Source organism: Chitinophaga agrisoli, assembly GCF_008386695.1.
GTDB classification, from domain to species: domain Bacteria; phylum Bacteroidota; class Bacteroidia; order Chitinophagales; family Chitinophagaceae; genus Chitinophaga; species Chitinophaga agrisoli.
The window spans coordinates 1,923,392-1,946,570 of the sequence record NZ_VUOC01000002.1 but is presented as its reverse complement, the minus strand read 5'-3'; the positions used below and the strand labels follow the sequence as shown (position 1 = coordinate 1,946,570).

The 23,179-nt window shown below is 49.2% G+C and carries 19 protein-coding genes; 10 read left to right on the top strand and 9 right to left on the bottom strand.

Annotated elements, in window-relative coordinates; genetic code table 11:
• The first annotated feature begins 61 nt into the window (after positions 1–61).
• Both F0L74_RS15135 and F0L74_RS15130 read left to right on the top strand, forming a co-directional pair.
• Positions 62–1,144 (top strand): oxidoreductase, encoded by a 1,083-nt coding sequence (locus tag F0L74_RS15135; RefSeq protein ID WP_246197717.1) that lies wholly within the window; start codon positions 62–64, stop codon positions 1,142–1,144.
• Between the two features lie 151 nt (positions 1,145–1,295).
• Positions 1,296–1,817, top strand: a complete 522-nt coding sequence (locus F0L74_RS15130) for a hypothetical protein (RefSeq protein WP_149838680.1) — start codon at positions 1,296–1,298, stop codon at positions 1,815–1,817.
• A 63-nt stretch (positions 1,818–1,880) separates the two neighbouring features.
• Here F0L74_RS15130 and F0L74_RS15125 read toward each other — a convergent pair whose 3' ends face one another.
• The 6 genes from F0L74_RS15125 to F0L74_RS15100 form a co-directional block, all read right to left on the bottom strand.
• Complete coding sequence (locus tag F0L74_RS15125) at positions 1,881–2,093, bottom strand: hypothetical protein (RefSeq protein ID WP_149838679.1); 213 nt, start codon at positions 2,091–2,093, stop codon at positions 1,881–1,883.
• Positions 2,094–2,149: 56 nt separating this feature from the next.
• Positions 2,150–2,803 carry a 3-keto-disaccharide hydrolase gene (locus F0L74_RS15120; RefSeq protein ID WP_149838678.1) on the bottom strand — a complete coding sequence of 218 codons (654 nt, stop codon included), beginning with the start codon at positions 2,801–2,803 and terminating at the stop codon, positions 2,150–2,152.
• Positions 2,804–2,906: 103 nt separating this feature from the next.
• The gene (locus tag F0L74_RS15115) at positions 2,907–3,401 is read right to left on the bottom strand and encodes an SMI1/KNR4 family protein (protein ID WP_149838677.1); all 495 of its coding nucleotides are present in this window, start codon (positions 3,399–3,401) and stop codon (positions 2,907–2,909) included.
• Positions 3,402–3,615: 214 nt separating this feature from the next.
• Positions 3,616–4,110 carry a hypothetical protein gene (locus F0L74_RS15110; RefSeq protein WP_149838676.1) on the bottom strand — a complete coding sequence of 165 codons (495 nt, stop codon included), beginning with the start codon at positions 4,108–4,110 and terminating at the stop codon, positions 3,616–3,618.
• Between the two features lie 168 nt (positions 4,111–4,278).
• Positions 4,279–5,043 (bottom strand): response regulator transcription factor, encoded by a 765-nt coding sequence (locus F0L74_RS15105; protein ID WP_213086973.1) that lies wholly within the window; start codon positions 5,041–5,043, stop codon positions 4,279–4,281.
• Positions 5,015–8,140 (bottom strand): ligand-binding sensor domain-containing protein, encoded by a 3,126-nt coding sequence (locus F0L74_RS15100; protein ID WP_188316015.1) that lies wholly within the window; start codon positions 8,138–8,140, stop codon positions 5,015–5,017. Before F0L74_RS15100 ends, F0L74_RS15105 begins: the two co-directional genes overlap by 29 nt.
• Positions 8,141–8,323: 183 nt before the next feature.
• Here F0L74_RS15100 and F0L74_RS15095 point away from each other — a divergent pair, with 183 nt between their 5' ends.
• The 6 genes from F0L74_RS15095 (at position 8,324) to F0L74_RS15070 (ending at position 16,450) form a co-directional block, all read left to right on the top strand.
• Positions 8,324–11,440: a SusC/RagA family TonB-linked outer membrane protein gene (locus F0L74_RS15095; protein WP_213086972.1), complete on the top strand. Its 3,117-nt coding sequence runs from the start codon at positions 8,324–8,326 to the stop codon at positions 11,438–11,440.
• Positions 11,441–11,460: 20 nt separating this feature from the next.
• Positions 11,461–13,020, top strand: coding sequence for a RagB/SusD family nutrient uptake outer membrane protein (locus F0L74_RS15090; RefSeq protein WP_149838673.1), 1,560 nt, complete (start codon positions 11,461–11,463; stop codon positions 13,018–13,020).
• Positions 13,021–13,048: 28 nt separating this feature from the next.
• Positions 13,049–14,116, top strand: a complete 1,068-nt coding sequence (locus F0L74_RS15085; RefSeq protein ID WP_149838672.1) for a glycoside hydrolase family 43 protein — start codon at positions 13,049–13,051, stop codon at positions 14,114–14,116.
• Between the two features lie 30 nt (positions 14,117–14,146).
• Entirely contained in the window at positions 14,147–15,265 is a 1,119-nt protein-coding gene (locus tag F0L74_RS15080; protein WP_246197716.1) for a cellulase family glycosylhydrolase, read from the top strand.
• 80 nt (positions 15,266–15,345) lie between these two features.
• Positions 15,346–15,924, top strand: a complete 579-nt coding sequence (locus F0L74_RS15075) for a Crp/Fnr family transcriptional regulator (RefSeq protein WP_149838671.1) — start codon at positions 15,346–15,348, stop codon at positions 15,922–15,924.
• 64 nt (positions 15,925–15,988) lie between these two features.
• Positions 15,989–16,450: a DoxX family protein gene (locus F0L74_RS15070; protein WP_149838670.1), complete on the top strand. Its 462-nt coding sequence runs from the start codon at positions 15,989–15,991 to the stop codon at positions 16,448–16,450.
• 71 nt (positions 16,451–16,521) lie between these two features.
• Here F0L74_RS15070 and F0L74_RS15065 read toward each other — a convergent pair whose 3' ends face one another.
• Positions 16,522–17,007, bottom strand: a complete 486-nt coding sequence (locus F0L74_RS15065; RefSeq protein ID WP_149838669.1) for an ankyrin repeat domain-containing protein — start codon at positions 17,005–17,007, stop codon at positions 16,522–16,524.
• A 200-nt stretch (positions 17,008–17,207) separates the two neighbouring features.
• Here F0L74_RS15065 and F0L74_RS15060 point away from each other — a divergent pair, with 200 nt between their 5' ends.
• Positions 17,208–18,689, top strand: a complete 1,482-nt coding sequence (locus tag F0L74_RS15060; RefSeq protein WP_149838668.1) for a catalase — start codon at positions 17,208–17,210, stop codon at positions 18,687–18,689.
• A gap of 137 nt (positions 18,690–18,826) precedes the next feature.
• Here the strand turns inward: F0L74_RS15060 and F0L74_RS15055 are convergent, their stop codons facing one another.
• Positions 18,827–21,145, bottom strand: coding sequence for a T9SS type A sorting domain-containing protein (locus F0L74_RS15055; protein ID WP_149838667.1), 2,319 nt, complete (start codon positions 21,143–21,145; stop codon positions 18,827–18,829).
• Positions 21,146–21,604: 459 nt separating this feature from the next.
• Here F0L74_RS15055 and F0L74_RS15050 point away from each other — a divergent pair, with 459 nt between their 5' ends.
• Positions 21,605–22,540: a hydrogen peroxide-inducible genes activator gene (locus tag F0L74_RS15050; protein ID WP_149838666.1), complete on the top strand. Its 936-nt coding sequence runs from the start codon at positions 21,605–21,607 to the stop codon at positions 22,538–22,540.
• 1 nt (position 22,541) lies between these two features.
• Here the strand turns inward: F0L74_RS15050 and F0L74_RS15045 are convergent, their stop codons facing one another.
• On the bottom strand, positions 22,542–23,039 hold the full coding sequence (locus F0L74_RS15045; protein ID WP_149838665.1) for a hypothetical protein: 498 nt from the start codon (positions 23,037–23,039) through the stop codon (positions 22,542–22,544).
• Positions 23,040–23,179: the final 140 nt, after the last annotated feature.

Here is a 23,179-nt window from a genome sequence, read left to right as displayed (position 1 = left end):
TCTTTTTATCACTGTTCTACCCGGTATACTGCCGGTAATTTTGACGGCAAATAATATGATCATGATAGAAAAGTTACTGACGCCACTGGTCACGCCGGCGTTTACCTTGCGCAACCGGGTGGTAATGGCGCCCATGAGCAGGCGCCGCTCCGTAAAAGGTATTCCGGCTTCCTCCGCACCCCTGTATTATGCGCAAAGGGCGGAAGCTGGTTTGATCATCGCGGAGAACAGTGCTGTAACGGCAAATGGTGTGGGTTATCTGCATGCGCCGGGTATTTACAATGATGCACAGCAAGCTGCCTGGAAAGCGGTCGTAGAGGCGGTGCATGCCCGCAACGGAAAGATCTTCATCCAGCTGGTACATACCGGCCGTATTGGACATCCATTGAATAACGAAGGGGGCGCCGGCCTGGTGGCGCCTTCGGCGGTAGGCGCTGCGGGCACCATACGCACGGCCGTTGGTAATCATCAACATATGCCCATACCGGAAGCGTTGAGCACTGCAGGCGCCCAGGGCCTGGTAGCAGCGCATGTAGCGGCCGCGGTAAACGCTATCCACCTGGGTTTTGACGGCGTGGAAATACATGGCGCTCACGGGTTTTTGCCGGAACAATTCCTGCATCCTCATACTAATCACAGATCGGACCGTTACGGCGGCAACATCGCCCGGCGCAGCCGCTTCCTGCTGGAGATCATGGAAGGCGTTACGGCGGCTATTGGTAAGGAGCGTACCGGCATCCGCCTGTCGCCTTTTGCGGGGCTTAATGACCTGCCGCCCTATGCAGAGGAGCTGGCCAGCCATCAATACATTACAGATGCGTTGCGGGAACTGGATATTCTCTATATCCATTTGTCAGACCAGTCCAGCAACGGGCATCCGCCTATACCGCTGGATCATCTGCAGTATGTGCGTAAACGCTTTCCTAACTTATTAATGCTGGCTGGCGGGTTCACCGCTGCTGCAGCAGCGACTGCACTGGAGGCCGGGCTGGCGGATCTTATTGCTTTTGGCAGGCCGTTCATTGCTAATCCGGACCTGGTACAGCGCTTCCATCACAAGGCGCCCCTGGCAGCAGCAGATGAGGCTACTTTTTATGAAGGAGGGAATAAAGGATATATTGATTACCCGGTTATTTACAGCTGAGCCGGGGTCTTCACAAGCAGGGATTTTATAAAATAAATGCAAGGGCAGCAGCGTACAGCGGCTATGTCCGGAGCCTTTCTGCTTTTCTGGTGGTTTTCAGCATAACTGTAACATTATATAGTTTTTGCCCGTTTAACTACAAAAGCCCGTTATGAAATTAAGCATCTACCTTTTTACCCTATTGTTGATGGGAACCCTGTTTGTTTCCTGTGATAAAAGCGATATCAATTACGAAAACGATTTTGACAAGAGCTATAAGGCCTGGGAGAATTTCAAGGCATCGTCCCAGAACTCCTACCGGTATATGGTTGTTTTTGGATCATGGACCGGGTATGGCACGGAGACTATTATCACGGTGAAAAATGGCCAGGTAACCGGCCGTTCGTTTGTAGGAAAGGGATTTGTTAATGGGCAGAACACGACGCCTACCGTAGTGGAAGAGTGGACGGAGGACGAAAGCAGTATTAATACCCATGAGAAAGGCGCTGCCGCCATCACATTGGATGAGATCTACAATAAGGCAAAAACTGACTACCTGTTGAAAAGAGATGACGCCAGGACTTATTTTGAAACCAATAACAACGGCATGATATCTTCCTGTGGTTATACGCCGGAGAATTGTGCGGATGATTGTTTTAACGGGGTCACTATCCAGTACATAGAAAAGTTGTGATACGATAACAATCCAATCGGTAAAGGGCTGTCTCTTATTATTGAGACGGCCCTTTCGAATTATTTACTCTCCGGGTTTGCCCAGGTAACCGATCCTGGTGGGCTGCCGTCCTTCCTTATAGATGATGGAATAAATTATCTCAACGGTACCGCCGCCGGGGATAATGGATTGGTTGGAGCTGATCACCTGGATATGCTCATTTTCGCTTAGAAAGCGGTTTACGGCTTCATCCAGCGCCTGCGTGCCGAATACCCGTACTGTAAAGATCTTGTGCATGGTAATAAGTTAATGGATAAAGTTGCCCCGGCAGTTTATACCGGGGCATAATATAGTTAGTCTGCCAATGGTTTTACCATGATATTCCTGTAAAACACCGTGCTGCCGGGATCATGGCCCTGCAGTGCAAAGGTGCCGGAAGAGAACTTCCTGCCGCTTTGGCTGGCCGGTGGCTGGTAGCCTTCCGGTTCTGTATAATCTACTACTATTTTGTCGTTTACCTTGATGATCACTCTTTTGCCTTTTACAATGATCTGTTCTGTATACCATTCATTGTCTTTGGCATATTTTTCTTTCACGTCCACTACATTATACAGGCTGCCGGTCCGTTTCCAGTCCGTATGCGAGTTATTTACCTGTACTTCGAAGCCTTTTTCCGGCCAGCCTTTTTCCTGGTAGGCGGTATGGAAGTAGATGCCGGAGTTGGAGCCGGGGCGTGTCATTACTTCTGCTTTGAATTCGAAGTTCTTAAACTCGTGCTGGTGGAAATCGCCAACGTAGAATAAGTGGGCTACGGGGCCATTTACCTTAATGGTTCCGTTCTCGATCTTAAACGTGGTGTCATGGTCGCCTACTTTCCAGCCATTGAATGTTTTGCCGTCAAATAAGGAAGTCCAGCCGGAGCCGCCTGCCTGCTTTTGTGCGGAGCAGGCGTTAAACAGCAGTCCAAGTGCAATGGTGCAGCAGATGCGGGTTATTTTTAGTGGCATGTCCTGTTTGTTGTTTAGTGTAGAATGAAACTAAACGTTTTTGGATTAAAAGTCAAGCTTTTTATGGGAGCGGTGGCAAGCCCTGCCAGTGTTAGCCTGGTTTTTAGAGGCTATCCGCAATATCTGTATCCTGCTCCAGCACCTCCTGTAGTGAATATCCCAGCAGGGCGCTGTCCGCAGCATCCAGGTTGCCGGCCGATATGGCCACGATAGGCGGCGTTTGTTGCCGGTAATCATAGGCATAGAAGATACCGCCGCCATTGAAGGCGATAGGCAGGAAATAGGGCGTGTATTGCGGAAAATGATAGTGCAGGTAGTACTCCCGGATCTGCTCCAGGGAAAAGAAGCCGAATTCGCGGCTGCCATTCACGATACCGCCCCCATTGGAACAGGCCAGCAGCTGCAACAGCTCTTCCGGTAGTGTAAACTGCGGTATTACCCACTGGCGCGGGTGTACGTTGTTAATGCTCATACGCTGCAGGTTCTGCTCCAGTAATGCCAGTTCTGTGGCGGATACAGGGGCAGAGAGCAAGGTAGTCATTGATCCGGGTTGGAGGCCCGGTTGCCGGTCATAAAATTCAAAGGATGTATACCACATAGCGGGCGCGGGTTATTTATGCTGTAAGATAGCAGGTTAACCCTGTAAAACAAGGTAAGGACGCCTGGAGAGCACAGGCGTCCTTAACAGATATAGTGGAATAAAGCACAAAAGGAATTAGTAGATAGCAAGCTGTCCGAAAGTGAAAGCGCCCGCAACAAGTCAGCTGCTTTTGTTGGTACTGGTTGGGCAGCAGTTTGTTAATGTGGCAAAATTAAGCTGCCTGTTGCGCCGCCAGGGACGTTTTACGCAGCTTGAGGATCTGGGCGGTCACGCCAATGATGAACAGCACCAGTAATACCTTTACTACATTCTGCACAAGGGGATCATCCGGTCCGGTAGCCAGGGGCGCGCCTGCCGGCACCCGGGAGAGTGTTTCATTCACGGCGGGTATCAGCGAAAGGAATACGGTGGCCGTCATGGCAAATACCTGTACGTATAACAGGATGCGTTTACGGCTGGCGTTCTTTCCAATTAAATACGCAATGGCCAGGAGTACAAGGATCAGGATCCCAATAGCGTGTCCGGGGTTAAAGCCGCCTGCCTTGGAAAGTCCGAATGAGGTAAGACAAGCCAGCACTGTCATAATGCTGTACCACTTGCCGGTAGCGGAAAATGGGGATACAAACCCGGTTTTGATCAGACCATTTGCCGCAAATACCAGGGCAATAATGGCGATGATGGTGTGAATAAGACCTAAAATGCTCATGGTAAGATGATTTTAATGTTACAGATATAGCGTTTTCGTAAAGCCAGGTTGATAAAGCTGCTTATGATGCTTTTGGTAGTAATTATTCCGGAGATGTGTTTGGTGATGATGGTATAGATCGACGATTAAGATACGTAAAAAATGGTAATTCGTATGGGAAAGGGTTATTTATTCCCCGCCATTCTGTTTCATGTATTCAACAGGGGATAGGTTGAACTGTTTGCTGAAGGCACGGCCAAAATTGGCCAGCGAGCTAAAGCCCAGGAGGTCTGCTACTTCATTTACGCGGTACTGACCGGATAACAGCAGCTCTGCGGCCCGTTTCAGGCGTGTGATGCTGATCAGCTCATGGGGGCTCATATCAGACAGTACGCTGATCTTGCGGTATAAGGTGGGCCGGCTCATATTCATTTGTTTTGCGAGGAACTCCACATCCAGCAGCTTATCATCCAGGTGTTCGTGTATCACCTGCTGCAGGGAACTGAGGAACTGTTCATCCGCTTTTGTGTAGGCCATGCTTTTCATATGTACCAGTGGGGAGCTGGCAAAATAAGCTTTGACCTTATTGCGGTTGCTAAGCAGGCTGGCAATCTGCGCCTGCAGGAACTCTGGTGAGAAGGGTTTTTCCACATAGGCGTCCGCACCTATCTCCAGGCCTTCTATTTTGGCTTGCAGGGTGTTTTTGGCGGTTAGCAGGATAACGGGTATATGGCTGTATTCTATATTGTTCTTGATATAACTGCATAACGCAAAGCCATCCATATCGGGCATCATTACATCAGATACCACCAGCTGTACGGCTTCCTGGTTCAATATTTCCAGGGCTTCCGCGCCGCTGCCGGCAGTAAAGATAGAATAGAGCTCTCCCAGGTCTTCTTTGAGGAAGATCAGGATCTCTTCATTATCATCCACCAATAGAAGGGTTGGATTCATATCGCGTCTTTTTAAATTCAAATTCAACATCCTGGTGCACAGGGAGGCGCAATATAAAGGTATTCCGCTCATTTGTTTCCAGGTATAGGGCGCCATGGTGCAGGATAGCCAATGATCTGGCCAGCGCCAGTCCAATGCCGCTGCCTGGTTTGCCCGCTGTGGGCTTTAGCCGCACAAAGGGCTCAAAGATCTTTTCTTTCCAGTTATCGGGTATCAGCGGGCCATCGCTGGTGACTATCAACATAAACCATTTACGGTCCGGCGTTTCCATGGCCAGTTGGATACGTACTTCCCCTACGCCGTATTTTAAAGCATTATCGATCAGGTTACCGGCTATTTTACGGAAGGTTTCCACATCCAGATAAGCAAACAGGTCTTGCTCCGGCAATTGCAGCATATAACGGAAATGCTGTTCTTCCGCAATGGGCTGAAAGGTCTCATACAAGCCCTTTAACAGGTAGGAAACGTTGGTGCGCACAAAGCTCAGGCGGAAGCCTTCTTTTTCTGTCTGGCGGAAGTCCAGCAGTTGCTGGCTTAGTTCTACCAGGCGGTTGGTATTACGTTCCATCATCCGCAGATAGGTAACAATATCCGGAGAGGTGGCCGCTTTTTTAAGGGCTTTTTCCAGCGGGCCTTTGATCAGCGTGAGCGGGTTGCGGATCTCGTGCGCTACATTGGTAAAGAACTCTATCTTGGAGCGGTAGATCTCTTTCTCCTTTTCATGCTCCAGGAGCTCTATGCGGCGCTGGTGCCGTTCCCGCGCACGGCGGTTATAGCTGCGCATTAACAGCCATATTATCAATATAATGGTAAGTACATAGGCTACAAATGCCAGGGGGCTGGCCCAGAACGGCGGCAGCACTTCTATGAATAACAGGCGTTCCTGTCCGCTCCATTGGCCACTGTTATTGGCCGCTTTGAGGCGGAAGGTGTATTTGCCGGGCAACAGTTCCGTGAAATATACTTTGCGGTTGGCGCTCAGGTAGGTCCATTCTTCGCGCAGGCCTTCCATCTTATAGGCGTACTGCGTCATCTCCGGCGCGCTGTAGCTAAGCGCCGCAAAGTTGATGCTGAAGGAAGACTGGTCATAGGGCAGGCGGATGGTATCTGTAAAGATGATGGACTGGTGCAGGATGCCATCTTTACCGCCTATCTCCAGCTCCCGGTTGGATACCTGGAAGCCGGTAAAGTATACCGGCGGCTCGTGCAGGTTCTCTACAAATGAGGCCGGGTTAAAACGGATCAAACCCTTTACGCTGCCAAAGTACATATTGCCGGCATTGTCTTCGTAGGCGGAACTGTAGTTAAACTGATCGCTGAGCAGGCCGTTGGCTTTGGTGAAGATGCGCAGCTGCCCCGTTTGCGGGGCAAAGCGTACCAGGCCTTTAGAGGTGCTGATCCATAGCTGCTGGTGTTGCTCATCTTCCAGTACGCAATACATAAGGTTACTGGGAAAGCCTTGTTTTGTCGTGTAAGTGCGCCAGGTACGCGTAAGCCGTTTGTATTGGTACAGGCCGTTTTCTGTAGTGATCCAGACATCGCCGCGGCTATCTTCTACTACCTGGTTAATACGGTTATTCTTTAATAATAGCTGTACGCCGTGTTGCGGATCTATACAATACAGGCCATCGCGGGAGGTACCGGCCCATATAAGACCTTTACTATCCTGCAGTACGCTGGTGTAAAATACATACTGGGGCAGGCCGGGCAAAGGGACAAAACCGCTACGGTCTGGCAGTACACGGTATACGCCGGCGGCGGTGACCAGTAATATGTTACCATCGGGCGTGCGCGAAATGCTGTAGATAAAATTGCTGGCAAAGGAGCCGGGCCTGCCATCTGCCTGGTAATGCCGCATCACTTTATTGGTGCGGATATTAAACAGATCGAGCCCGCTTTCAAAAGTGCCAATCCATAAAGTATCACCGGTGAGGAGCAGGCCATGCAGGTTAGTGTTGGCGATATCTGTTGTTTTGCCGGAGGGTTTAAAGCTGCTGAACTGATGGGTGACGGCATCCAGTTTATTGAGGCCTTCATCTTCTGTGCCTATCCACAGGTTGCCTGCCTGGTCTGAGCGTATTTCCCGTACAGCGTTGCCCGTTAGGGAGTTCTCATTGGCGATAGGAAAGAATTTTTCAAAGAAAGTATAACGTTCCGGGCAATAGTTTAATCCGCCAAAATAGGTGCCGGCCCAGATACCGCCTTCGGCGTCGCGGCACAGGGTATATACGGCGTTATCTGATAATGCCCAGGGATTATTGTATTGTTTCTGGAGATGATGGACCGTTTGCCGGCGGCTGTTATAAATATAGATACCGGACTCTGTGGCTATCCAGTAGGTATCTTTATCCTTGCTGATGATATCGCGCACAAAGATGGGGGTACCATCCGGGTTAGTGCGGATAATGTCTTTATAGGTGTGGGTACGCAGGTCAAATTGTTTGATGCCTTGTTTGGCGGTGCCTACCAGCAGGAACCCCTGTCCGCTATCGTAGATCTTATTAATGACGTTTGAAATGGCAGGCGGGGAGTGATCAAACAGGTCATAGCTGCTGAAGCTATTGTGCGCCGCGTCATATTTTTTAATGCTGCCGTTGAGGGTGGCTATCCATAACAGGCTATCTGTTCCAATGCAAACAGAGCTGGCCCCGAAATATTTGTCCGGCTCAAAACGTTGTACGGCGCCATTGCGTACTGTGTATTTCACCAAGGTAAAGTCCGCTACAAACCAGATATTACCCTTACCATCCGCCTTTATATCGCGTACAGCGGCCTCGCCACCGGCGGCAAAATGATCGAACTGTTCCGTAGCGGGGTTCATGCGGAATAGCCCTTTTTCCGTACCCGCCCAGATCATGCCGTTATATTCGTATAAGGTATGGATGTAGTTGTTGCCAAGGCTTTTAGGGGCGCTTTTATCCGGCAGGAATACTTTAAAGGAGTAGCCATCAAAGCGGTTCAGCCCGTCACGCGTGCCTATCCACAGAAACCCCTTTTTATCCAGCAGGCTGCTTAATACGGCGTTATTGGATAAACCATTTTCTACCTGGTATGTTTTAAAGTAATAGGGCTGGGCCTCCGCGGGCAAAGCGGGCACCGTAAAACAGATTATAAGCAGTAAAACGTAAGCAGGAAAGCGCATCCCGGAATATTTGTACTCTGCATTAAAGGTACAAAAACTGCAGAGAGCGATATTGAGAAAAATTGAACACTTTTTGAGATGTATTGAAAAGCCCGTCTGCTTCATTTCATGTTATTTTACCACCAAACGTCCACCGTTATGAAATTCTTTTACACATGGAAGGATCATCCTTCCCTATTCCTTAGTTTTTTTATTCTCTTATGTTTTCATGCGAATGTGTTTGCACAATCCGCGGTTACGGGCACTGTGCGGTCATCTGATGGGGAGATGCTGCCCGGCGCTACGGTAGTCGTGAAGGGCACGCAACGCTCTACCTCTACCGGAGGGGATGGTAAATTTACCATACAAGCCTCGCCGGGGGATACGCTGGCCGTATCTTATATAGGTTATACCAATGGCCAGACAGCTGTTACTGGCGCGGCTACGTATACTATCACGCTGCAACGCAGTGATATTGGTATGAACGAAGTGGTAGTGATTGGCTACCAGACGGTACGTAAGCGGGACCTTACGGGCGCTATCTCTGCGGTGAATACCAAGAATACTGCCAGTGTAACGGCTACTTCTGTAGGCGAGTCCCTACAAGGGCTGGTGCCTGGTTTAACGGTGCGTAATGGCGGCGCACCGGGTCAGAACCCTGTTATAGAGATCAGGGGTGTGGCCAGTTTTACCAACAGCGACCCGCTATATGTGATAGATGGGATGATAGCAGACGCTAATGCTACTATCAATACCAATGATATCGAATCCATACAGGTATTAAAAGATGCCTCCGCGGCGGCTATCTATGGCTCCCGGGCGGCTAATGGCGTGATCATCCTTACGACCAAAAGAGGGAAATCCGGTCCGGCAAGGATCAGCGTATCCGCGAAATATGGCATACAGCAGCTGCCTAAGCGCTGGGATGTAATGGATGCCGGTCAGTATCTGCAAACAGCTAAAACACAATATGCGAATTCCGGCCAAACCTTACCGCCGGGCATTGCGGCGCAGCTGGCTAATAATACCATTAATACAGACTGGCAGGATGCTATCTACCGTACGGGTAATTCGCAGGATTATAATGTTGGGATCTCCGGCGGCGGTACCAGCGGCAGCTACCTGATCTCCGGCAGTTATTTTAAAAATAAGGGTGTGCTGGTAGCAAATGAATTTGAGAGGGGCGCGCTGCGTATCAATACAGAAGCCAAAAAAGGCCGGCTTACAGTAGGGGAGAACATGGTGCTGAGCTACTCCAGCGGCAATAATCCAATGGGTAATATCAATGCTTTTTATGAAGCGCCGCAGATGTTGCCAATCATCGGCGTACAGCGGGATGAATACAAATCCATTCCCAATAATCCCGGTGGATGGGGCATAGGTACTACGGAGATACCTACTTATGCCAATAACTACCTGGCAGTAGCTGCGTTGGATAAAGGCAATTACAACTATTCAAAGGTAGTGGGCAATGCGTATGTTGATTTTAAGATAGCAGACTGGCTGAGCTATCGTGCCAATGCCGGTTTGGAAGCCAGTTTCGACTACCGGAAAGAAGTAAGGGACACTGGTATCTGGCGTTATGCCAACCAACCGGCGGCCACGTTTGTAACGGAAGAAAGATCTACCTACACCAATTACCTGCTGGAGCATACGCTTAATTTCAACAAAACGTTTAGTCAGCATAATATCAATGGCGTGGTAGGGTATTCCTATCAGCAGTTTAAAAGAGACTATACCAATGGTAGCCGCACCGGTTTACAGAATATAGGCGGACAAACCTATTCAACCATCTCTTCCGCACTGGGGATTTCCTCCGCGGGCAGCGGCAGCAGCCTGTTTTACCGTATACAGGGTTTCCTGGGCCGTTTGAACTACTCCTATAATGATAAATACCTCCTGACCTTATCCGGCAGGATAGACCAGGATTCCCGCTTTGGCCCGGACCACCGGACCGGCAATTTCTATGCGGCAGCGGCTTCCTGGCGGTTAAGCAAAGAGCCCTTTTTTCATGTGGATTGGATCTCTGATCTGAAGCTGCGGGCTTCTTACGGACAGCTGGGTATCAGCAATGTACTGCAGGACCTGGGCGGTTCCTGGCCTACCATAGGCATTGTTAACAGGAGCCCCCGCGCAATATATGGGGTAGACCAAACCCCGGTTGGCGGCGCTTACCAGGCCATACTGGCCAACCCGGACCTGCGCTGGGAAAAAAGGGACGAGACCAATATAGGCATAGACGCCGCCTTGTTCAATGACAGGATCCTTGTAACATTGGAGGGGTATAATAACCTGTCAAAAGATGTGCTGGTAGATGTGCCGCTGGGATATTACCTGGGCACTGCGGACTCCAAGATCATCTCCAATGCCGCCTCTATCCGGAACCGGGGTATTGAGTTCAGCGTTACCTACCGGCATAACCAGGGCCCTTTTAAATGGGATATAGGCGTTAACGGTACGACTATCCAGAACAGGGTAGTTGGCGTAGGTAACCAGGGCGTGGGCGTGGATTATATAGATGCGCCCGGCGTTACTTTTATACGCTCGCAGATAGGCCGGCCTATGAGCTCCTGGTATATGTTAAAAGCGGAAGGCCTTTTCCAGAGCCAGGATGAGATCAATAATTATAAGAACAAAAGTGGGCAGGTGATACAACCGCAGGCCAAACCCGGTGATATAAAATACCTGGATAATAATGGCGACGGGCAGATCACGAATGACGACCGCGTGTTTGTTGGCTCGCCCTGGCCTACTTTCCAGGGTGGCATGCAGTTTAATGCCTCTTACAAACAATTCTCCCTGAACCTGCAGGTGGTAGGTGTGTTTGGGTATAAAGTGTATAATGATATACGCCGGGTACTGGATGGTTATCAGACCACTAATTTCCGTAAAGACATCAACCCATGGACGCCTACCAACACTAATACGGATGATCCCCGCCTGGGTATTGAAACAGATGACGCGGGTATCAGCTTTAACAACAACGCCAACAGCTCCCGCTGGCTGGAGAATGCTTCTTATGTACGCATACGTAATGTGGAACTGGGCTATGCGCTGCCGGAGTCTATGCTTAAAAAAGCTGGTTTTGCCAATGCACGGGTATTTGTAAGCGGCCAGAACCTGCTCACCTTTACGGGTTATAAAGGACTTGACCCGGATGTAGCCGGCGCCAGGGATCCCAATATACCGGGGTCTGGCCCGCAACGCAGGGGTTTTGATAATGGCAACTGGCCAGCTGGCCGGCTGATCTCTTTTGGCGTACAATGTGAATTTTAATCCAACAGCAAAAACAAGTTATGAAAAAGATATTCCCGTTCTATATCACCGCTGTGCTGCTACTGGCAGCAGGCTGCTCCGGTAAGCTGGATATACAGAATCCTAATACGCCCACTATTACCAATTTCTGGAAAACGGAGCAGGATGCCCTGGCGGGCGTAAATACGCTGTACAGCACCTATCACCGCGTGGGGCTTTGCCGCAACCAGTTCTTTATAACGATCATCCGGTCTGACGAAGGTTATAGTACCAGCCCTAATCCTACGCTGGTCAACAATTTTGATAAGTTTATCATTACGGATTATAACCTTTTTGAGACCCGTTCCCTGTGGCAGGATTGTTTTATTGGTATTAACCGCGCCAACCAGATCCTGGATAATGTGCCGGCCATCCAGATGGATGAAAAGCTTAAACAGCAATACCTGGGTGAGGCCAAGTTTATGCGTGCCCTGTTCTATTTTTACCTGGCGCAATATTGGGGCAATGTGCCGCTGCAGTTAAAGACGCCGCAGCCGGATGATCATCCTGCTACGTCTCCACAGGCAGCAGTATGGGCACAGGTAGAAAAAGACCTGACAGAAGCCGCGCCTGCACTGCCCATCACCTATAGTGACAGGGATAAAGGCCGGGCTACCCGCGGCGCCGCGCATGCATTACTGGGCAAGGCTTTTATGCAGGAGCGTAAATACCAGGAGGCGGCTACTGCCCTGCAATGGTTCTTTACCGGCGAAGGCAATGGCATCTATACCCTGATGACCAACTACCGGGATAATTTCGTGATCACATCAGAGAACAATGCGGAGTCTGTATTTGAGTTCCAGTTTGCCGTAAACCCTACGGATAACCATGATGATGATACGGATCCCAATAATACTGATAACCTGAACTATGGCAGTTCCCTGCCACCTTTCTTTGCACCGCGACCTATTGGCTTTACAGATGGGCAGGCGCGCCGGTGGGTGGTGAATGAGTATATGACAGAAAGAACAGCTACCAATGCGCGTGACCCACGATTGGCGGCTTCTTTCCTGTATGATTCCACCGATGAGCGGGGGCCAGATTTTTCGCTGGTATATGGTAAAACATTTTCCTCGCTGGGATACTCCAGTGATCCGTCTGCCGTGCCTAATACGCATGATGTGTATTTACGCAAGATGCTGAATGATTTCAGGGATGATGTGGAGTCCTTCCACTCCGGTAATAATTATCGTTATATCCGTTTTGCAGATGTACTTTTATTGTATGCGGAGGCATTGAATGCTACCGGCCAAACAGCGGCGGCTTATCCTTTTGTGGATAGGGTTAGGGAACGCGCGGGGCTGCAGAAGCTGTCTGTGGTAAAACCAGGTTTAAGTCAGGCGGCATTCTTAGCCCAGTTAAAACATGAGCGTATTACAGAACTGGCAGGCGAAGGCCACCGTTGGGAAGACCTGGCGCGCTGGGGCGATCTGGGCCCGCAACTGGCAGGCCGCGATCCTGGCTTCGCTAATTTTCAGACAGGCAAACATGAGCTGTTGCCTATTCCGCAGCAGGATGTGGATGTAAATCCGAATCTTGTACAAAATCCCGGTTGGAAATAATTATGAATCCTATAAAAACACTAGAAGCATGTTGTTGAGTCATCCATTTTCGTATATACTGGTGCTGTTTATTACGGTGGCATGCTCCAGGAGCCAGGTAACCAATGGGGATAACAATGGCCCTGGCAGCAACGCTACCACTTTTACCAATCCGTTACTTGCCAGCGGCCCTGATCCCTGGGTGGTGTTTAAAGATGGCCGGTATTATTACACTAATACGCTGGGCAACCGCATAGGGTTAGTAAGTACGGCTAAAATGACCGGCCTAAAAGACGCGCCCATGACCACTATCTGGACGCCGCCTGCCAGTGGCGCTTACTCCCGTGAACTGTGGGCGCCGGAGATCCATTATGTGCAGGGCAAATGGTATGTATATTTTGCGGCGGATGATGGCAATAACGATCACCATCGTATGTATGTGATAGAAAACGCCAGCGCGGACCCTACGCAGGGCGAATGGACCTTTAAAGGCAAAATAGCTGATCCCACTGATAAATGGGCGATTGACGGCTCTGTGTTTGAATACAAGGGTCAGTTATACATGATATGGTCTGGCTGGGAAGGGGATACCAATATAAGCCAGAACATATATATAGCGAAGATGAGCAACGCGTGGACCATTAGCGGGAACCGGGTGATGCTTTCCACGCCTACTTATGATTGGGAGAAGATGGGACATAATGCGCAGCTGCCTACGGTGAATGAGGGCCCGGAAGCCTTACAGAACCCGGCCGGCCGTTTGTTCCTCACCTATTCCGCCAGCGGTTGCTGGACGGATGATTATGCACTGGGCCTGCTAAGCCTGAAAGAGGGTGGTAATCCTATGAATGCCGCAGACTGGCAGAAATCCGCTACGCCGGTATTTACCAAAAATGAAAGCGCCGGCGCTTTTGGACCGGGGCATAACGGCTTCTTTAAATCGCTGGATCAAAAGGAAGACTGGATCATCTATCACGCCAATTCCCTGCCGGGGCAGGGTTGCGGCAACAAACGCAATGTGCGGATGCAGCGCTTTGCCTGGAAAGCGGATGGTACGCCTGATTTTGGCAGGCCTGTGAATATTGGCGTACCGCAACAGGCGCCTTCCGGAGAATAATTGATTTTATGACACAAAACAGCATAACGAATGATCAAACCCTTGTCTTTATTGTTGGTGGGCGGCGCTATGGCGCTGTTTGCCTGTAACAGTAACCACACGAACACGACGACTGACACCACTGGCACAGACACTGCAAAAACGACTGCGGTGCGTGATGTATGGCCCGCAGAAAAGGCCAATGAATGGTATGCGAAATTACCCTGGATGGCCGGCTCAGATTTTATTCCCAGCACGGCCATTAACCAGCTGGAAATGTGGCAGGCCGCCAGTTTTGACACGGCGACTATTAACCGGGAGCTGGGTTATGCAGCCGGTATAGGTATGAGCGTAATGCGCGTATACCTGCACCACCTGGCCTGGGAAACAGACCCGGAAGGGTTTAAGGACCGTATGGATAAATACCTGTCCATTGCCAACAGCCATCATATCAAGACGGTGTTTGTATTTTTTGATGATTGCTGGAATGATACTTATAAGGCGGGGGAACAGCCTGCGCCTAAAACAGGGATCCATAATTCCGGCTGGGTGCAGGACCCCGGTAAGCTCACGGACATGAACCCCGGCGCGGTGGAGATGCTGGAAAAGTATGTGAAGGATGTATTGACCCGTTTTAAGGATGATGACCGTATTGTACTGTGGGACCTGTACAATGAGCCGGGTAACTCCAATTACGGCAATAAGAGCCTGCCTTTGCTGAAAAACGTGTTCACCTGGGGTAGGGAAGTGAACCCTTCACAACCCTTATCCGCCGGTGTATGGAGACTGGACCTCACAGACCTGAACAAGTTCCAGCTGGAGAACTCTGATGTGATCAGCTATCATAACTATCACGATGTAAAGGAGCACCAGCGCTGGCTGGATTCTTTCCTGCTGAAAACCGGCAAGCCTTTGTTCTGTACGGAGTACATGGCCCGCACGCGCAACAGTACTTTTAGCACTATACTGCCTATGTTAAAGGAACATAAGATCGTGGCTATTAACTGGGGCCTGGTAGATGGGAAGACCAATACCAAATACGCCTGGGATACGCCCATGAAAGACGGCAGGGAGCCCGCTACCTGGTTCCATGATATATTCCATAAGGACGGAACACCATATAAACCCGAAGAAACAGCCCTGATCAAACAACTGACACAGGGGAAATAGTTGACTGGTGAATTAAATGCCCCCAGATTGTGCACACAGTTTGGGGGCACTTTTTATGATAAAGGGCCCTATCTTTAGGAATGGAATTCCAGCAGCTCCAACAGGCTTTGAACCGCTTTTTACCCCTGCCGCCGGCAGAATGGGAGGAGTTTTCAAAGATACTTTCCATTAAACAGTATACAAAAGGCGAGTACCTGATCCGCGAGGGCCAGGTAGAACACTATATCTACTTCCTGAACAGGGGCGCTACCCGCAATTATTTTATTAAAGACGGTAAGGAGTTTACTGTTGACTTCCAGTTTGAGGGCGATTTTGTGACCGCCTATTATTCCCTTATCACCCGGGAGCCCAGCGATATTTTTATTGAACTGCTGGAGGATACGGAAGCAGTATGCATTCCGGTGAAATTCCTCAATGAGTTCTATGCCCGTTACCACAACGGCGAAAAGATAGGCCGCCTGATGGCCGAATACCAGTACATTAAAAGGTTGCGTAAGGAAATGGACCTGCTTTCGCGTACGGCAGAAGAGCGGTATGGCGATCTGATGAAAAAGAATCCCGCCCTGGTACAGACCATCTCCGTAAAACACCTCTCATCCTACCTGGGTATAGCGCCGGAAAGCCTGAGCCGGATCCGCAGGCAACCGCCCAAAAACTAACATACATCATTTTACGGGCGCCTTTCATTGTTGAATTTTGTACCAGCATCAAAGCAACGCAATAATGAAAGTTTTAATTGTATTAGTAGCGGTTTTTGCCATTTCTTCACTGATCTCCCGGCTTACCATGCATAGCTGGAATGTGGTATTTGCCGGTAACATGGCCATGTGCCTGATGCTGTGCTTTACCGCCCTGGGGCATTTCCTGTTCACCAAAGGTATGGTAATGATGATACCGCCGTTTATACCATATAAAGCTGCCTGGGTGCATATAACCGGTGTGGCAGAAATACTGCTGGGATTAGCGCTGCTGGCGCCTGCGCTGCGACCTTATGCCGGCTGGATACTGATCGTGTTTTTTGTGCTGATATTACCGGCTAATATCTATGCAGCCAGCCAGCATCTGAACCTGGAAAAGGCTACGTATACAGGGCCCGGGCTTGCATACCTTTGGTTCAGGATACCTGAACAGGTATTGTACATAATATGGGTGTATTATTTCACTATAAGCCGGGGTGCTTTTTGATAGCTATATTAAGGGGGAAACTGTAAAAAGACCATCAGGAGTAACAATGTGCTGGTGGTCTTTTTATGTTATTAATGGACGCTGGGCATTCCGTTGCGGGCAGCCGCTACCAGCATTTCATAACCAGCTGCATTTTCCTGCACCAGTGCATAGTCAATAGGGTTTTTACCAAAATTGTCTTTTTGTAAAGGGTTGGCGCCGTATGCCAGCAGCATAGTGATCAGCTCATTCCTGCCAAAATTGGCCGCAAAAGTGAGCGCGGTAGCCGCGTTACCATTGGCGGTATGAACAGAGGCCCTATTTTCCAGCAGTACTTTAGCCGTTTCCGGGTAGCCTTTAAAACAAACGCCCATTAAAGCAGTGTTACCCATACTATCCTGCAGCTCCGGATCAGCGCCGGCGTCCAGTAAAGCTTTTACAGCTTCTGCATTGTTGTAATAGGCTGCAATGATCAGCGGCGTGGAGCCACGGGCATCGCGGGAATTAACGTTTAAGGGATGCAGCTGCTCTTTGAGGGCGGCTATATTGTTACTGCGTGCGGCTTCAAATATTTCCATGGTGTTAGAATTGTGACGATGAAATAATGTGCAATATTAGACTGCACGGTCACACATCAGCACATTATAGTAAAATATCATGCGCGATAGATTTTCCCTATAGATAGGCATCGTCTATACCTGATCTTATTTTCCTATTCCGTTCTCCTGTAAGCGCTGCTGTTCTACTTTTGAAACCGGAAAACAACTCAGCAAATTTTATGGAAGCAAATCAAGATCAACAGCGGCATCTGACCACCAGGCAGGGACACCCTGTTACCAATAACCAAAATATGCGTACGCTGGGCAACCGCGGCCCGGCGGTAATGGAGAACTACCAGTTCCTGGAAAAGATCGCGCATTTTGACCGGGAGCGCGTACCGGAAAGGGTAGTGCATGCACGCGGCGCAGGCGCACATGGCGTGTTTGAGGCCTATGGCACGGTAGGGAATGAACCGGCGGCTAGCTATACCCGCGCTAAACTGTTCCAGAAAAAAGGCAAAGAAACGCCTGTGTTTGTACGGTTCTCTACGGTGATACATGGCGGCCACTCGCCGGAGACGTTACGTGACCCCCGCGGTTTTGCGGTTAAGTTTTATACGGAGGATGGTATATGGGACCTGGTGGGTAATAACCTCAAGATCTTCTTTATCCGTGATGCGATCAAGTTCCCGGATTTTATCCATTCACTGAAACCGGACCCCATTACGAACCGCCAGGATGCCGGCCGTGCTTTTGATTTCTTCAGCAACTCGCCAGAGGTACTGCATATGATCACCTGGGTGTTCTCTCCCTGGGGCATACCGGCTAATTACCGCCAGATGCAGGGCTCCGGCGTAAATACCTATAAATGGGTGAATAAAGCCGGACAGGCCGTACTGGTTAAATACCATTGGGAGCCGGTGCAGGGCATCAAAAACCTGACGCAGGCAGAGGCGAATCACATACAGGCCACCAACATCAACCACGCCACACAGGATCTGTATGAGGCCATAGCAACCGGTAATTATCCCCAATGGGAGCTGCTGGTACAGATCATGAGCGATGAGGAACATCCGGAACTGGACTTTGATCCGCTGGATGATACCAAGATCTGGCCCGCTGATAAATTCCCCTGGCTGCCGGTAGGTAAGATGACGCTGAACAGGAACCCGGCAAACTATTTTGCAGAAGTAGAGCAGTCAGCATTTGGTCCCGGTGTGCTGGTAGACGGGCTGGAGTTCTCTGATGACAAGATGCTGATAGGCCGTACCTTCTCTTATTCCGATACGCAGCGTTACCGGGTAGGCCCTAATTACCTGCAGCTGCCTATTAACTCGCCTAAAAACCATGTAGGCACCAATCAACGGGATGGCGCAATGACGTATAAGGTAGATGTACCGGCGGGGACAAATCCGCATGTGAACTATGAGCCATCCAGCTTAAATGGTTTAGTGGAAGCGCCGGAAACAGAGGTGCCTTATGAGCCGGAATATGCCGCCGCCAGGATCATGCGCCGCAGTATAGACCGCACTAATGATTTTGGACAGGCAGGGGAGCGCTACCGCTCTTTTGAGGAGTGGGAACGTACAGAGCTTATTAATAACCTGGTAGACGGCCTCAAAGCCGCTACCCCGTTTATACAGGAGAAGATGGTGGAGTTGTTCACCCAATGTGACGCGGATTATGGAAAACGTATAGCGGAAGGATTGAAGAACGCGTAGGGTGAAAATTGGAAGTTTGGTGTTTTTTGCGGGGGCTGGCCTAGAAGGCTGGCCCTTATTGTTGTTGCAAAGGAAAGGGCCGACCTATTTGGTCAGCCCTTGTTCTTAGTGTTGTAAATTCCGTTTAGATGCAGTTACTATTGTTTGATCACTTTTTTCTGCAGCAGGCGTTTGTTGCCGGATAAAAGTTCCAATACATACATTCCCGGGGTGAGATCTGCCGGTACTTTCAATGATAGGGAGTTGGCGCCTGCTGACAACTTTTCTGTTGTGGCAAAAGCTGTTCTTCCATTCAGGTCAATTAACCGCACCTGTACCGTTGCTGCTGTTTTTAGCTGCACCTGGAGGTTCAGGGTTTCCAGGAATGGGTTGGGCCGTACCTGCACGCTTCCCGGAACGTTTAATTGTACGGTATTTGAGTAAGATATTTCCCCGCTCTTCAGCATTACTTTTAAGCGATAGTTGCTGATACCGGGGAGTGTGTTGGATTCGTCAATCAGTTGGTGATCATTTTGCGGAAGCGTACCTGCATTTACCCTGGCTACCGTGCTAAAAGAACTGCTATTCTCCGCAGCGTATTCCACTTCGTAATAATCTATGTCATTCTCTTTTTCCACGGACCATTGCAGCAGCGGTTCACTGTTGCTGAGGGTACCTGTGAAGGCTAGCCTGAGCGCCCCGGCAGAAAAAAAGCAGGCGGGTTGCTGAATGCCCAATGAGAAGTCAGGGGTGAATTCGACCGGCATATTTATGATATTGCCATTTATATCCGGAAGGACCAGCTGGGCATTATTACAGATAGGTTGATTGGGATCTGTTGTTACCCGGAATTTTATCAGCACTACGCGCTCGTCTGGCCGCACAATACCGTCCGGCGCGTCCTCTGAGCTAACATAATGTCCGCCGGCTATAGAAAAGGGCATGGCGCCGTTTTCATCTGGCACGGAGTAACCACTCATGGTGGTAGAATTGGGAAGGTAATGGGCAAAATCCGGGATCGGATTATATAGCTTTACGCCAGCGGCATTAATATTGCCCAGGTTGTACACAGTGATGGTATATTCAACTGTATCGCCTGATACAATACCAACATGGTGGGAAAGGTTCCTGTAAGAGTGGCTGGTTAGCAGAAAGTGAGAATACACCGGGAGGGAAGCACTGCTGAAACCGCCGGTTTCATAAGGAGCACTGGTAGTAATGGGAACAGCGTTCATGGTCATAAGGTTGGCTTCAAATCTGCTGTTAGATGGAAAGCCTGTGGCCGGAAGGAACCTGCCGCCTATGGACACGTGCCCCGCTGAGCCGTCTGCGGCGGCTGAATTGATACCGCTGTCCGGCACGTTACGGATGGTACCCAGATATATGGCGATCTTTGTATTGGGATTAATTCTGTATACTTTAGCAGTGCCGGTAGTCAGGTATAAATTAGCGTTACAATCAGTAAACATATCCCCGCCGGTTTCCGCTAACACATCGTTGACGCCGTTTGACGGGTCGTTAACGAGCGGGCCTAACTGGCTAATGGTAGGAGTAACGGCGCTATTAATGTCAAAACGTATAAGATCCTGGCCATTGTCTGTAAGCGCGTAACCATATCCGTCTGCGGCAAAGGCCATCCTGGTGATATTATAGCCAGCTGCGGTGTTAGGCTCCAGCTTATAACCGGTATAGGTTTTTGCATACCCGGAACCCGAGAGCTCAATATAACCGAGATCATCCCCGGGAGCATCATTCACAAAATACACCCGCTTAGAAGCATCATGGTAGGCTATTGCCGACGCATTTTTTAATAAGGAGCCCTGTGGTAGCGGCGTTCCGGTAAGCGCATCCATACACTGGCCATTTATACCGCTATACAATGGGAGCGTCGCAGTCCCGAATTTCCTGAGATCCGTATAAGGCTCCATAGCCGTTGGGGCTATATCAGCCGTACTAGTCTCATAAAATGGATTAGTTGAACCGGTCACATCCAAAATTCCGGCAATGTTGTCAATAACATTATTAATACCCTGGGTGCCCTTAGCTATACCACCAATGGCTATGGCGCCGCTGCTGGCAATTACCTGTACCCTGAATTTAACATCAATGGACCCCCCACCAGCAGGTAGGGTACCAGATCCCAGCACATTGCCCTGAATATCGGCAAAAGGCATTTTGCCGTTTACGTCCGGTACTGTACCGTTGTTTATTGTTGTAGATCCTGGAATGTAAACGGTCCCTACCGGAATCGGATAGGACAGCCTGGCATTTGTGAGCGGGTTTGCGGTTGTTCCATTTATGGTTCTCGTGTAAAGCTCGATCACTGCACCATTCCTGACAGAGAAGATCTCCGTACCCGTGCTGGGGTCTGTAGCGCCTATAAATAAATACACCTGGGCATAGGCAATATCTTTGCTGCCCATTAATAATAAGAGGAAAATAAAAAAGGGTTTAAGGATGTAACGTTGTGTGTACATAAAACTGGGTTATGGTGAACAAATAAATAATAGAGGAAACCTACCTTCCGCTGCGGTAGCTGTTGCGGCTGGGAGAATAGCGCAGTTCATAGCAAATCATCCCCATTGGGGAATTGTGGGTTAGCACATACGGGTTTTATATTTACGGGTGCGTCTTAAATGTGTTATTGGTTATTTTGAGATGCTACTGCTCGTTTTATCTGGGTTTACATACGATCGGGTTATAAATTACATTATTAATTTTCATTATAAAGTTATGAGATATTCCGGGATTCCGGAGAAAATTTTCTTTGTTATAGATCATGTTGTTATGTAGTGTCCGTTAGTGGTTGTAGGACCGTCTCTAAAACCATTTTTTCCCCGACATGCAGGGCCTACCTGGAATTATGACGCTGGGATTACATTAGAGAAATATAGATAAAATCAATTGACTTAAATTTGCAGAAAGATAAAATCTATATGACAATTGTACAGCTGGAATATGTGGTGGCGGTGGATACCTACCGGAGTTTTAATGCGGCGGCTGAGAAGTGTTTTGTAACACAACCTACGTTGAGCATGCAGATACAGAAGCTGGAGGATTCCATTGGCGTAAAATTGTTTGACCGTACCAGGCAGCCTGTAGTGCCTACAGAGCTGGGTAAAGAAGTGATTGCACAAGCGCGGGTAATGCTGGCGGAGTACCAGAAGATCAATGAGATCATCACGGATCGTAATAGGGACCTGACCGGAGAGTTGAAGATAGGTATCATTACCACCGTAGCGCCTTATATCATCCCAAAGCTGATCACCCAGTTTATGCAGAAATACCCCGGCGTAAAGCTGATGATATGGGAGCAAACCACGGAGCAGATCATCCAGCAGCTGAAGCAGGGGACCATAGATTGCGGTATCCTGTCCACCCCCTTACAAGAGCCCCAGCTGATAGAGACGCCGTTGTTTTACGAGAACTTTGTGGCCTATGTAGCTAACTGCAGCAAACTGGCAGATAAAAAACATATTGGGCCGGATGATATTAATGTAGATGAATTGTGGATACTGAATGAAGGGCATTGTATGCGCGACCAGGTGCTGAACATCTGTCAGCGGCGTAAAAACACGAAAGGATTTCAACATTACGAGTATAACACCGGTAGTATAGAAACGCTGAAGCGGATGGTGGATGAGAACAATGGCGTGACCATATTACCCGAGCTGGCCCTTGCGGACCTGTCCCAAACGCAACAGGAGAAAGTACGTTTCTTCAGATCGCCGGAGCCTGCGCGGGAGATCAGTATGGTAACGCAGAAGAATTTTGTAAAGCGGCGGATGATCGAAGCTGTTAAGGCAGAGATCACAGGCTTTGTGCCGGATAAGCTAAAAGATAAAAAACGTAAGGCGCTGATCAAAGCCTGAACTATGGCTCGATATCGCATGACAGGAAGGTCCTGGAGCGCCTGGTGACTATTATGCTGATAGTTGCGAATAACGGGATCTGGTTGTACACTTCTTCTTCTAAGTCTAAGTAAGAAACGTAAAAATCGTTATCGGACAGGATAATGCTATATTCTTTATTAAAGTTCCTGCTGGAGCTGGAGCGTCCTTTTTTGTCCGTTACCTTGGTGGTGAACGTCACCTTCTGTTGCTCCCGCATGTCTTTGTTTATTTTGTAGATCCAGGTATACCAGCTGAGGCCTGCAATGCCTGCGAGCAGGGCCAGTATCGTTACTAAAACAGTGTCTATTGTTTTGTGGCTGTCTGTGGTAACCAGGGTATGTGCAAACCCTATACAGCAGAACACCGTAGCAAAAAGCATCCTGCGCTTGAATTGCGCTACCCTTTCGTACATCGTATCTTCTAGTACTATCAGGTCTTCCGGGGTCAGGGGCAAATAATTAATTTTACTGCTGTTCATTAGATGTTTTGTGCAAACTGCCAGTGGACATTGTTCCGATTAACATAGGTATGGGCTTATTAAAACATGGCAAATGTACACTATATATTGAATACCTCCGGGAGATGTTGTTATTTTGCCGCTGTATGAGATGCATACTT